At 58.4% G+C, this 12389-nt stretch carries 10 protein-coding genes; 5 read left to right on the forward strand and 5 right to left on the reverse strand.

Going from position 1 to position 12389, the window contains the following annotated elements; genetic code table 11:
* Positions 1-10 precede the first annotated feature (10 nt).
* Complete coding sequence (locus FIV08_RS18715; protein ID WP_152439426.1) at positions 11-901, forward strand: prenyltransferase; 891 nt, start codon at positions 11-13, stop codon at positions 899-901.
* On the opposite strand, the gene FIV08_RS18720 is transcribed toward FIV08_RS18715, so the two are convergent.
* Entirely contained in the window at positions 891-2534 is a 1644-nt protein-coding gene (locus FIV08_RS18720) for a methyl-accepting chemotaxis protein (RefSeq protein ID WP_152439427.1), read from the reverse strand. The genes FIV08_RS18715 and FIV08_RS18720 overlap by 11 nt on opposite strands.
* 206 nt (positions 2535-2740) lie before the next feature.
* On the opposite strand from FIV08_RS18720, the gene FIV08_RS18725 reads away from it, so the two are divergent.
* The gene (locus tag FIV08_RS18725; protein WP_152439428.1) at positions 2741-5242 is read left to right on the forward strand and encodes an acyl-CoA dehydrogenase; all 2502 of its coding nucleotides are present in this window, start codon (positions 2741-2743) and stop codon (positions 5240-5242) included.
* On the opposite strand, the gene FIV08_RS18730 is transcribed toward FIV08_RS18725, so the two are convergent.
* Entirely contained in the window at positions 5239-6090 is an 852-nt protein-coding gene (locus FIV08_RS18730) for a helix-turn-helix domain-containing protein (RefSeq protein ID WP_172972303.1), read from the reverse strand. The two genes, FIV08_RS18725 and FIV08_RS18730, sit on opposite strands and share 4 nt — an antisense overlap.
* A gap of 253 nt (positions 6091-6343) precedes the next feature.
* Between FIV08_RS18730 and FIV08_RS18735 the strand changes: the two genes are divergently transcribed.
* Together FIV08_RS18735 and FIV08_RS18740 are read left to right on the forward strand one after the other, a co-directional pair.
* A complete protein-coding gene (locus FIV08_RS18735) occupies positions 6344-7309 on the forward strand; it encodes an esterase/lipase family protein (protein ID WP_152439430.1) in 966 nt (321 codons plus the stop codon).
* A gap of 52 nt (positions 7310-7361) precedes the next feature.
* On the forward strand, positions 7362-8405 hold the full coding sequence (locus FIV08_RS18740) for a lipase secretion chaperone (protein WP_152439431.1): 1044 nt from the start codon (positions 7362-7364) through the stop codon (positions 8403-8405).
* Here the strand turns inward: FIV08_RS18740 and FIV08_RS18745 are convergent.
* Positions 8350-9324 (reverse strand): LysR family transcriptional regulator, encoded by a 975-nt coding sequence (locus FIV08_RS18745; RefSeq protein WP_152439432.1) that lies wholly within the window; start codon positions 9322-9324, stop codon positions 8350-8352. The genes FIV08_RS18740 and FIV08_RS18745 overlap by 56 nt on opposite strands.
* Positions 9325-9679: 355 nt before the next feature.
* Here FIV08_RS18745 and FIV08_RS18750 point away from each other — a divergent pair, with 355 nt between their 5' ends.
* Positions 9680-10561 (forward strand): DMT family transporter, encoded by an 882-nt coding sequence (locus FIV08_RS18750; protein ID WP_152439433.1) that lies wholly within the window; start codon positions 9680-9682, stop codon positions 10559-10561.
* A gap of 263 nt (positions 10562-10824) precedes the next feature.
* On the opposite strand, the gene FIV08_RS18755 is transcribed toward FIV08_RS18750, so the two are convergent.
* Positions 10825-11091, reverse strand: coding sequence for an EAL domain-containing protein (locus FIV08_RS18755; protein WP_081496573.1), 267 nt, complete (start codon positions 11089-11091; stop codon positions 10825-10827).
* A gap of 133 nt (positions 11092-11224) precedes the next feature.
* Entirely contained in the window at positions 11225-12385 is a 1161-nt protein-coding gene (locus FIV08_RS18760; protein WP_053115264.1) for an NAD(P)/FAD-dependent oxidoreductase, read from the reverse strand.
* Between the last annotated feature and the right edge of the window lie 4 nt (positions 12386-12389).

Consider the following 12389-nt stretch of genomic DNA (forward strand, 5'->3'; position numbering starts at 1 on the left):
AATAAAGCGGATGTCTGAAACCGTTGCGGTGGTGCGCGCTGCTCGCCCGAACTTCCTGCTGCTGGCGCCACTGTGTGTGGGACTGGGCCTGGCCGTTGCCTGGCGACAGGGCCAGCCTCCGGCGCTGATCGACACCCTGCTGGTGTTTGTGGGTGCCGTGCTGGCCCATGCGGCGGTTAACCTGCTCAATGAATATGAGGATTTCCGGTCCGGACTGGACCTGATCACCCGGCGCACCCCTTTCTCCGGCGGCAGTGGCGCACTACCCGAGGTACCCTCCGCAGCGCGGCGGGTATTGTGGGCCGGGCTCGGCACCCTGGGGTTGGTGATCGCCATCGGCGTGTACTTTTTGTGGCTTCGGGGTTTGCCCATGTTCGTTCTGGGTGCCGGTGGGGTGGTACTGGTGCTGACCTATACCCGCTGGATCACCCGTTCGCCGCTGTTATGCCTTTTGGCACCGGGCATTGGCTTTGGCCCGGTGATGGTGTTGGGCACCCTGGTAGCCCTGGGTGCCCGGCTGGATGCCGCTGCCCTGATCTGCGCAGCCGTCGCACTGCTGCTGGTCAGCGAGCTGCTGTTGATCAACCAGATCCCGGACGCGGATGCTGACCGGCAGGTTGGCCGCCGGCACCTGGTGATCACCCTTGGGCCGGAAACCGCCAGCAGGATCGTGGCTGGCCTGCTGGCCGGCAGTTATCTGCTGATCGGAGCCGGCATTCTGACCGGAATTCTGCCGGTCGCAGCGCTGATCGCCCTGCTGCCGTTGCCACTGGCCCTGTGGATCAGCGTGCGCCTGCCCCATGTCCTGAATAAAGCAGGCGAACTGAACCGCCTGCTCGGTGCTAATGTGGTCACCCTGCTGTCGACCCTGGCATTGCTGATGGCGGGGCTCAGCCTCTGAACCGGAACACGCTGACCCGTGAGCGCAACTGGCCCGCCAGCACGGCCAGATCCCGGCTGGCACCGGCCACCTGATCCGATCCGGCAGAGGTTTCAATGGTGGCATCGTGAATCCTCGCGATGTTGCGGTTCACTTCCTCCGCCACGGAACTCTGTTCTTCTGCAGCGCTGGCAATCTGGGCATTCATGTCGTTGATGGAAGCCACCTCTTCCCGGATGCGCCCAAGCGCGGTTTCTGCCTCGGCGGTCTTCTCAACCGTCACCCGAGCCAGATCCCGGCTTCGTTCCATTTCACCGGAGGCCTCACCAGCACCGGCCTGCAACCGGCCAATCATGTCCTGAATTTCCCGCGTGGAATCCTGGGTACGGGATGCCAGGGAACGCACTTCATCAGCCACCACCGCAAAGCCCCGGCCGTGCTCACCGGCACGAGCCGCTTCAATGGCCGCATTCAGCGCCAGCAGGTTGGTTTGCTCGGCGATGGCGTTGATCACTTCGATGATCTTCTCGATATTACCGCTGTCTTCCGACACCCGGTTTACAGAAGCCGCCGCGTCCTCCAGCTTGTTCGCCAACTCGGTGATTGAGCTGGCGGTCTCCTTGACCACCTGATTTCCGGTTTCAACTTCCTGGTCAGCCTTGCGGGTTGCTGTCGCGGCGTTAGCGGCAAAGCCCGCCACCTCGTTCACCGTGGCGGCCATCTGGTTCACCGCGGTGGCCATCTGCTCGGCCTCAGTGGCCTGCATACGGATCTGTTTGCTGTTGTTATCTGAGGTATCTTCCAGCTCGCCAGACGCGTTAGACAGCTCCTCGGCCGCAGACCTTACTTCACGGATGATGCCCGTTAACCGGTCAATGGTATCCGCCAGAGCGCCCATCACGCTGTCCGGGTAACGGGTTTCCAGATTTTGCTCCAGCTGGCCATCCGCCAGCTGCCGGATAGCCGCCGCCACTTCCTCGGGCTCCGCGCCGAGAATGCGCTTGAGCTTGCGGATGATCACCGTCGCCACCAGTACACTGACCAGCACAGCAAAACCGGTAATGGAGAGAATCATGATGTTGAAGCCACTGGCGGCGTCGCGCACTTCTTCCAGGTCAGCGGCAACGGTGTCTTCCTGATAATCAATAAACGCGTTAACCCGCGCCAGCCACTCGCTGTAAGCCGGTGAAACCTGATCCAGCAACAGGCGCCGGGCCTGCTCGGTATTGCCTGCGGTTCGGAGAGTCACCACCTCATCGGTCAGGGCGAGGGTTCGCTGCTCGGTGGCTTCGATGTCCCGCAGCAAACGGCGCTCCTGATCCGTGGCCCCCTGGCGCTGGAACATCTGGGACATGGCTTCCGCATTCTCCCGGTACATCGCCGCCAGGTCATCGATGGTGCGAAGGTGTCCACGCAGGGCTGCATCGCTGTTCACCAGCACCACATCCCGAATGGCAATCGCCCGGTCATGCACGCTGCCGCGGAAATTAATGGCGAAGCGCTGTTTGAGCGAAGCGCCCTCATTAACCGAGGTCAGGGTCCGGTCAATGAATCCCACCTGGTGATTACCCACAACGCTGACCAGCACCATCAGCGCTACCATCAACCCAAACCCCAACGCCAGGCGTTTTGCTACCGTGAGCTGGCCAGTCATATAAGCACTCCACATATTGGTTAAGTGGAGAGAATTACGATTAAAAAAAGGAATGGATTTATTACTTTTGCAAGATTTTGTAAATTCTTAAACCGTCTGCCACTCAGCCCCCTATCGAACCGTCCGTTTTCCTTGCAACTGCCTGGACTTTGGCCGATGGTTAGAGGCAAATCTGCCTGATCTGGTAATGATATGGAGGTCTGTCCATGAGTGTTCTGCTTCTGGTTCTCAGTGCCCTGGTGCTGATCTATTTCAGCATCGGCGGTAAAACCGCCGCGATTGTGATGTCCGTGGCCACCCTAGTCGGGGTCGCCAACGACGGCTGGCACCTTCTCAGTTTTGTCATCGGCGGCCTGCTGTTAGCGTTGGCGTTACTGATCACCCTGCCCGGCGACCTGCGCCTGGACAAATTCAGCCGGCCCTTACTGGGCTGGGTCCGCAGCCGCCTGCCCAAGCTCTCGCCAACCGAGCAGGAAGCCCTGAACTCCGGTTCGGTAGACTGGGATGGCGAACTGTTTTCCGGCAAGCCGGAATGGAACAAGCTGCTGGACGCCGCTCCGGCGCATCTGACCAGCGAGGAGCAAGCGTTTCTCGACGGCCCGGTGGAAGAACTGTGCAAGATGCTGGATGACTGGCAGATTACCCACGAACACTACGACCTGCCAGACAAAGTGTGGAAATTCATCCGTGACAAGGGCTTCTTCGGCCTGGTCATTCCCAAGGAAGACGGGGGCCTGGGTTTTTCCAACACTGCCCACTCCGAAATCGTGATGAAAATCTCCACCCGCAGCGTATCGGCAGCAGTGACCGTCATGGTGCCCAATTCCCTGGGCCCGGGTGAGCTGCTGATGCACTACGGCACCGACGACCAGAAACACCACTACCTGCCGCGCCTGGCCAAGGGCAAGGAAATCCCCTGTTTTGCCCTGACCTCACCGGTGGCCGGCTCCGACGCCGGTGCCATTCCGGACAAAGGCATCGTCTGCAAGGGCGAATGGAACGGCAAGGAAGTGCTGGGCCTGAAGGTCACCTGGAACAAACGCTATATCACACTCGCCCCGGTAGCGACTCTGATAGGCCTGGCCATCAAGGTCTACGACCCAGAAAAACTGTTGGGTGGCAACGACGACATAGGCGTCACCTGCGTGATGGTGCCCCGAGAGACCGACGGCGTGAATGCCGGCGCCCGCCACCTGCCCATGAACACCGTGTTCATGAATGGCCCCACCTGGGGTACAGAAGTGTTTATCCCCATGGAACAGGTCATCGGTGGCCAGGACATGCTTGGCAAAGGCTGGAAAATGCTGCTGGAATGCCTGTCCATCGGCCGCTCCATCTCCCTGCCGGCTCTCGGCACCGGCGCAGGCAAACTGGCCAGCCTGGCCACCGGCTCCTACGCCTATACCCGGGAACAGTTCGGCCGCACCATCAGCCAGTTTGAAGGCGTTCAGGAAGCCCTGGAGCCCATCGCCGGCTACACCTACATGATGGACGCCGCCCGCCTGCTGACCGCCGGCATGCTGGACCGGGGCGTGCGCCCATCTGTGCCCTCGGCGGTGCTGAAGTACCGCAACACCGATCTGATGCGGGAGGTGATCAACCACGCCATGGATGTAGTCGCTGGCCGGGGCGTGATCACCGGCCCCCGCAACTTCCTGGCTCGGGCCTACCAGGCAGTGCCCATCGGCATTACTGTGGAAGGCGCCAACATCCTGACCCGCAGCCTGATGATCTTCGGCCAGGGCGCCATTCGCTGCCATCCGTTTATCGTGGAAGAAATCGAAGCCGCGGGCATGGAAGATGAAGACAAAGCCGCAAAACAATTCGATGGCATCTTCTACCGCCACCTGGCCCACACCACCCGCAATGCCCTGCGGGCGTTCGTACTCGGCCTGAGCAAGGGCTGGCTGGAAACCGCGCCACGCCAGGGCGACATCCAGAAATACTACCGCCAGCTGGGCCGATTCTCCGCTGCCTTCGCATTAATGACCGACGTCACCCTGCTGACCGTCGGCGGCGGCCTGAAAGCCCGCCAGCGCTTGTCTGGCCGCATGGCCGACTGCCTGGTCCAGCTCTATTACGCCACCGCCGTAATCAAGCAATGGCATGAGGAAGGCTACCCGGACGACCAGCGAGACCTGGTGGAATGGTGCCTGCAAACCTGCCTGCACGACCTGCAAGGTTCCATGCGCGAAGCCATCATCAACTTCCCGGTCCCGGCCTTACGCTGGCCGCTGCGGATTCTGGTGTTTCCGCTCGGCGCCACCGGCCTGAACGGCCCGGACGACAAGCTGGGCGCGAAAGTGGCCGCGACCATCGTGAACGACACCCCGGTGCGCCAACGCATCAGCCGCGGCACCTTTATCAACATGGATCCCGACGACCCGCTGGGCCGCGTACTGAATGCCTATAACCTGGCCAACGAAACCGCCGAGATGCGCCAGCGCCTGCACGAAGCCATCCGCAATCGTGACGAAGACGAGCTGGACGGCATTGCCCTGCTGATGGGCCATCAACGTAAAGAGCTGGTGGACTGGGCCTGTGCCCAGGGCATTGTAACGGCCGATGAGTGCCCGAAACTGGAAGAGGCCCTCACTGCGCTGTACGACGTTATCCGGGTGGATGCCTTTGATGCCGATGGCCTGAAAGCCCTGGCCAAGGGAGCCAAGGGCAAGCGCAAAGTGGTTGAGCGCCCTGCGAAGGGCTAGTGTCCCGTCTGACACGTCGGAGTGGGTAATCCTGCTCCGGCGTTATGGCCAGCCAGGCCACCGACAGGCGCACCATGACCCACAAAGATACTGCCAGAAAGCATCGTGACGATGTCTGACGGTGTCATACCCAGGGTCATCCGGAAGGTATGGGAGAAGTGAGCGGAATCCGCAAAGCCCGCTGCGATCGCGGCGTCAGTGAGTGATGCGCCACGCTCTACGCCGGTAAAGGTCACAAATAACCGGTGCCACTGCCGATAGCGACGCACAGGCACCCCTACCTGGGCACGAAATAGCTCTACCAGACGGGAAACCGAGAGGTTGACCGAGTTCGCCAGTTCCTCCACCGAGACATTTCTGCCGATCTCCGACTGAATCCGTTCCACCACCCGCGCCACCCGCGGGTCGGTTTCAGGATAGGGCTGGGCCGCCGGGTTGATCCCCGATTCCAGTGCATCGAAGGCTTCCTCCGCCTGCACGGGAACGTTGTAGAGCGCTTTGAGCCAACGTTGAAGTGAGTGCTCACCATGAAAGCCGGCGTACACCCCGTCCTGATGCCTGGCCATGCTGTGAGACAACAGACGGAAATCCTGCCCCAGGGCATCCAGGTAACAGGCCGCGACCAGCTGGCCCTGGGGATCAATCCTGGCGCTTTGGCCCGGCGCCAACAGCAGCGAATGCTCATGCCAGACAACGTTTGATCCCGGCAACACCAGTTGCACGGGCCCTTCGACTCCGATGACCAGCGAAGCGGCCGCTTGGCTGAACTCAATCGGATGCCGCAAGCGCCCGACAAACAGGGTGCGCCGGGGCCAGAGATACAACAGGTTGGAACGTGAATTATCCATGGGCATCAACGCATACCCGCTGCATTTTTGCGCCGGGCAAACGGTTTCTTGTTGTTGTATGTCTGCCCGAGTGTATAAGCATTTCTCAACAATCACCCACGAAAGATGCCGGTTACGTGATCAATTCCGGTGTTTTTGTTGTTGGCCTGCGAACTCGTCAGTTCTTACAAGCGCAGAGCACCCATCCATGAGTAGATTCGGAGGGCAACACCATGCAGTCATACTGACAACAAACACAAAAAGGAACGACACCATGAACTCGTGGATAAAAAGCGCGGTCGCAGCGCTGATATTGAGTCTATCCCTGCCTGCACAGGCCGGTCTTTTCGACTGGTTATGGGGATCAAATAAACAGGGCGCAACGAAGCACCCGATCGTCCTGGTACCCGGCATTTTCGCCTTCGATACCATTGCCGGCGTTGATTACTGGTACCGCATTCCCAACGCCCTCGAGAACGAGGGAGCCACGGTATTCGTGCCCAAGATCAACGCCTTCGACAGCTCAGCCATGCGCGGTGAGCGACTGATCCAGCAACTGGACGCCATCCGGGCCGCCTCCAATGGTGCAATCACCCGTTTCAACCTGATTGGCCATAGCCAGGGCGGGGTGACCTCCCGCTATGTCATGAACGTTCGGCCCGACCTGGTGGCCTCGGTAACTACCCTGCACTCTCCTCACAAGGGCTCGCCCCTGGCAGACGTAGTGACCGGCGTCGCTCCAGAAGGGTCACTGACCGGCGTCGGTTTTGAAGCTCTGGCAAATACCGTGGGCAATCTCGTTAATCTTCTGTCTGCCAACAAGGCGGACCGCTCCGACATCTACGCCATGCTCGCCGAATTCAACAAGCCCGGCGCCGCCGCCTTTAACAACCTGTTCCCAGCCGGCTTGCCAGCGTCTGAGTGCGGCCAGGGGCCATCAAGCGTCAACCTTGGAGGCCACGCCATCCGCCTGTATTCCTGGAGCGGGACCGCCCAGTTCACCACCGGCCTTGATCCCTCAGATGCCCTGTTCGGCATCACCAGCCTGGCCATTCCAGGGCCCGACGACGGGGTCACCGGCCGGTGCTCCAGCCACTTTGGCCAGGTGATTCGCGACGACTACTTCATGAACCACCTCGATGTGACCAACCAGGTTCTGGGTATGGTGTCGCTGTTTGAAACCTCGCCGCTGACCCTGATGCGTAACCACGCCAGGCGCCTCGCTAACGCCGGGCTGTAAAACCAACACCCCACTGGCCAGCCCGGTGGGGTGCCTTCAGGGGCCTATATTTATGAACCACCGCAGCCGTTTCCTCCTGGTGGCCGGCATTATCACCATAGCCGGCACCCTGACTCTGACCCAACGGGGAACCACCGAGGGTCCAGACACCGCTATTCAGGCACCGAAAATCTCCACCGACCAGGCCGGTACCCCCGGACTACCTGCGCACAACCTCAGCCAGAAAAACGTCCCGGAGCTGCCTCCTGAACTCTTTGGCCTGGAACCGAAGGGTGCGCTTTCAGCCGATGCCAACCACCACCTGGTCCCGGATGAAAACCTGCGCAACCTGTTTGATTTTCACCTGGCCAACCTGGATCGTGAACCCATGGACCTGGTTCTCAACCGTATCAGAGCAACGCTGGCGAACCGGCTAGGCGAGCCGGCTCGAAGCCAGGCCCTGGCATTGCTCAACGATTACGTTAACTACCGGCTGGCACTTACCCGCATTGACCAGAACCTGCCACCGGGTTTCGACCACGATGGCTTCGATCTCAACGCTTTGACCCTGCGCCAGAAAGCATTGCAGGCGGCCCGCGCCGAGCATTTCACACCGCAAACCCACGCAGCCTTTTTCGGCGAAGACGAGCAACTCGACAACTACACTCTCGAGAGACTGGCGATTGAACGCGACGAAGTGCTCACCGAACAACAAAAAGCCCAACAGCTGGCACAACTGGAACACGCTCTGCCGGAAAGCATTCAGCGAACCCGAACCCGGGCCACCATCAACAGCAACCTGTTCGAAAAGACCGAAGCCATGAGAAGCAACGGCGCCACAGACGCCGACATTTTCCAGCTAAGGGCACAAAACCTGGGCGAAACCGCCGCAGCCAACCTGGCGGAACTCGATTTACAGCAACAGGCATGGCAAAGCCGGCTTGACCATTACCGGCAAGAGAAAGCCCGGATCACCAATGCCAGCCTCAGCCCTGAAGACCAGCGAAACGCAGTCAGCGAGTTACAACAGCGTCTCTTTGAGGGACCTGAGCGACTGAGAGTCAGAGCTCTGGATGCCGAAGCCCGGCGCTACCCGATCGCAAACCACCCCGAATAGCCTCATCCACCAGCCAGCGGCGCAGCGTCTGAATCCCACGCTCCCGCCGGCGGCTGGTCTTCCAGGCAAAGTAGAACTTGTCACCCGTCACCACCGAATGGGCGGGCAACCGAACAAAATCCGCCGAATCCTTGCGGGTACTGAGCATGTAGTCATTGGTCAACGCAATGCCCTGATGAAAGCGCGCCGCCTCCAGCGACAACAGCATATGGCTGGAATGCAGCAGCCGACTGGACGCAGGCAGCTTCATACCGGCCTCCTGATACCAGGCCTCCCAGTCGCCGCCCTGCCTGTCATAGATACTGTGAGTCGACAGCAACGGAAACCGGGCCATCTCTGCCGGCGCTATCGGCTGCTCATCCCGCCGCTCTGGCTCCGCATCCCGCCCTAACTCCCGCCGTATACGCTGCCAATAATCCTGACTGCACACCGGGAACAACCGCTCCTCATACAGCAGATCGTAACTGTAGGCCCGCGAATCCCGGTGAATCGTAATAAAACAATCCGCCACCCTATCCGACAACACCGGATTCTCACTGCTCATCTCCAAAGCCAGATCAATCTGCGGATGCAAACGCTGCAAATCCGGCAACCTCGGCGCCAGCCAGCGCACCGCAAACGAACTGAACACCGACAACCGCAACCGCGACTCCTCATGCCCCAACAGTTGCTCACTGGCCCGCTCGATCTGCAACAGTGCCGAACCAATCGCATCCAGATACTGCCGCCCCTCATCCGTCAGCGTCACCTTCCGTCCGGAACGCCAGAACAACCGCTCGCCCAGGTAGGTCTCCAGCTGTTTGATCTGGTGACTGACCGCACTCTGGGTGATCGACAGTTCCTCGGCAGCCGCCGAAAAGCTGTTAAGCCGGGCAGCGGCTTCGAATACAGGGAGGGCTTTGAGGGGCGGGAGTCTCATTGTGGCTCACTATCGAATTTTCTAATAGATGGAGAATATTGATCATTTTATCGGATAGTTAAGCACGCCTAGAATCCACTTCCAAGTGTCAGTCCAATTCGAGATTGAGATTCGATCTCACGAAACGTGGTATTGCGCAAGGCCAGAGCTACCGGGGCTTAGACGGCTATTTTTGTTCTATCAGGATAAGCGCCTCACAATTTTAACGTGAGATTCGAGCCGTTTTTGTCTCGTTCTGGGTTTCGTCAGTCCGCTGTTGTGAACCGAGTTTTCTGACGGTAAGCGACACTAAATCACATTCACATAGGCGCGATAAGGCTCGCCCTTTCGACGCAGAGACTCCGAGGGAGGCACCATGTCCGGAAAAACCGTCAACAGCGCTATGCTATTGCTGGTGATAGGCAACGCCATGGCCATCATCTCGGATGTCTTCATCAAACTGATGGAACCCGGTGCCCCCATATTCCAGTTTGCCTTCCTGCGATGCATCATTACCCTGCTACTGCTTCTGCCGCTGGCAGGCCAGCTCAACCGCAAACACCTGTTTACCGGACTTAAAGTGCACGCCGCTCGCGCCCACATCCACCTTATTGGCCTGCTGTGCATGGTTATTGCGCTGGCGAACCTGCCACTGGCGACCGCCAACGCCGTGTTCTACGCTGCGCCAATACTCGTCATGGTCCTCGCCGCGCTCATCTTTCAGGAAAAGCTGTCAACAATGAGCGTAATCGCTGTGTTCAGTGGGTTTAGCGGGATTGTGGTGATACTTCGGCCGGTAGAGTTCAACTGGGCCGCTATCGCAGCTCTGGCAGCTGCCCTTACCTTGGCAATCAACGCCGTCATGGTACGCAAGCTGCCCAAAGAGCAGACCACGGTGCATAAATTGCTGCTGAACTACTTGCTCATCATCCCCGCCGCCGGTGCCCTGGCACTTTGGGAAGGCGCCGCCTGGGACAGCAGCATACTGATCAGCGCTGGAGGTTCAGCCGTGTTCATACTGGGCTACAACATCACCGTATTGCTAGCCTACAAACAGGTGGATGCCAACCAGGTCACCAGCGCTGAATATACCGGCCTGATCTGGGCCGTATTGATTGGCTGGATAGGTTTCAACGAGATGCCCGACCTCTGGTTTGCGGTGGGCAGTGCCATGATCGTAGTGCCGCTAATACTGGTAGGGCTGCGCTCGCGTGATCGGAGTCACCGGGTGCTTCAGGCCTACCCAACCACAGGTTGAGGCCCTCGGCTAATGATGATGCGGAGTGACTCATTGGATAAGAGGGTCGATGCACCCGGGTAAGTCCATTGTGCGAAGTGTCGGATCGAATTTGTTTGCTATGACCACAAAGCACACCTTTTCAGATAGGGGCTTACCCAATCCGCTATTCGGAAACAAAGCACGCTGAGGTCGCAAAGCGAACGTTCAGATGGTGCGATAACGCCGGCGCACACTAAGCGTCCGGTGATCCCAAATTGATTCGATGACCACCATCGGGCCAATTAAACCCAGTCAGTAACTTGTAGGTACTCCTCGCACCTTTTGACTGAGAGCGGCTTAGCATATAGATAGCCTTGTCCCGCATCACAGCCAAGGATTCGGAGATGGTTTTCTTGCTCTTTGGTCTCAATTCCCTCGGCCAGTACATCGAGTCCTAGGCTATGTCCCATCTGAATAATCGCTTTGGCAATTGCTCCACTTTCCTGGTCGTTAGGTAAGCCCCGGGTGAATGACTGGTCACTGTGGCCATCACAGCTGGGCTGGGCGATTCTGTATCTCCTGCTCTACAGCAGAGCTTGTGGGAGGGCCAGAATCCCCCTGCAGCTGGATATGCTCAGTCACGAGGCTCGACACATAGAAATCTCAGAGATGAGAATGAGCTGCATCCCATCTCGCTTACACTTACCCGGAGAGAGCTTTAGATAGCTTGGCTTGCCGGGTGGGAAGATTGACCGTTTCAGCTGCGATCATCCGGTCTCCGGAAAAGAGCCAGAATTCACAGGCATTGTCACTCTCTGTGGGACGCCGCTGAATTCGGTCGTATCCAGTGGCGATTCCAATACACTGGACTTTCATGCCGTTGAGATCTGACCAAAAACGAGGAGGAGAGGCAGGCGGAGACGGTTTACCACAAATATGAGCCGCCGCAATTTGTGCTTGAAGCATGGCATTGTGAATAGTTTCTATTCGGATGGGTGTATTGGTGGAAACGTTGACGGCTTTAGCGCAATCTCCGATCGCAAATATGTCAGGGTCGGAGCTACGCATGCCGCTGTCTACTATAATACCACCGTCGCAATCCAGGTTTGCGTCTTGCGCAAGTTCGGCATTGGGGATGGCTCCTATACCGATAACAACGACGTCTGCGGGTTTGGTAGTGCCGTCGGACAAACGGATACCGGAAACTCGGTCTCCCTCAGTGAGAATCTGGTTGACGCTAGCATTGAAGTAGAACATTACGCCGGCGGAGGCCATGCGGTTTCTGACAAAATTACTTGTTAATGGTGACGCTACTCGACACATCGCTCGGCTGTTGGCCTCAAACACAGAGACTTGTTTTCCCTGTAGATTGGCAGCGGAGGCGACTTCAAGCCCGATAACACCCGCGCCGAGAATGGCCACCTTCTCGCATTCCGGGGCTAACAGGGCATTACGTAATGCGGTGGAGTGGTCAAGATTCCTGAGATAGAAAACATTTTTTGCGCTCTCACCAGGTAAATCAATAGGACGTGGCCTCGCTCCTGTTGCCAAAATCAGCGTGTCGTATTTAATTTTCCTGCCGCCTTGAATCACTACTTGCTTTGCCGATCGTTCAAGCGCTATTACTTTACCGCCTTGTTCAAATTCAACTTTGTTGTCCCGAAAGAAATTAGGAGAACGGATCGGAGTTGGCGAGGGCAACTCATCTGAGGTCAAATAGGCTTTGGACAACGGGGGACGCTGGTAAGGCAGCGTGTTTTCCTCGCCCAAAATGGTAATCGTTCCGTCGAATCCATTCTGGCGGAGAGCCTCTGCGGCGGTCAGGCTGGCTATTCCAGCGCCAATGATAACTATTTTTTGCATATTC

It is taken from the genome of Marinobacter sp. THAF197a (genome assembly GCF_009363275.1).
Taxonomy (GTDB): domain Bacteria; phylum Pseudomonadota; class Gammaproteobacteria; order Pseudomonadales; family Oleiphilaceae; genus Marinobacter.

Coding starts and splice junctions, on each gene's coding strand:
- FIV08_RS18760 (WP_053115264.1), bottom strand. CDS start 12,385: ATGCAAAAAATAGTTATCATTGGCGCTGGAATAGCCAGCCTGACCGCC.
- FIV08_RS18735 (WP_152439430.1), top strand. CDS start 6,344: ATGAACTCGTGGATAAAAAGCGCGGTCGCAGCGCTGATATTGAGTCTA.
- FIV08_RS18745 (WP_152439432.1), bottom strand. CDS start 9,324: ATGAGACTCCCGCCCCTCAAAGCCCTCCCTGTATTCGAAGCCGCTGCC.
- FIV08_RS18740 (WP_152439431.1), top strand. CDS start 7,362: ATGAACCACCGCAGCCGTTTCCTCCTGGTGGCCGGCATTATCACCATA.
- FIV08_RS18715 (WP_152439426.1), top strand. CDS start 11: ATGTCTGAAACCGTTGCGGTGGTGCGCGCTGCTCGCCCGAACTTCCTG.
- FIV08_RS18730 (WP_172972303.1), bottom strand. CDS start 6,090: ATGGATAATTCACGTTCCAACCTGTTGTATCTCTGGCCCCGGCGCACC.
- FIV08_RS18750 (WP_152439433.1), top strand. CDS start 9,680: ATGTCCGGAAAAACCGTCAACAGCGCTATGCTATTGCTGGTGATAGGC.
- FIV08_RS18720 (WP_152439427.1), bottom strand. CDS start 2,534: ATGACTGGCCAGCTCACGGTAGCAAAACGCCTGGCGTTGGGGTTTGGG.
- FIV08_RS18725 (WP_152439428.1), top strand. CDS start 2,741: ATGAGTGTTCTGCTTCTGGTTCTCAGTGCCCTGGTGCTGATCTATTTC.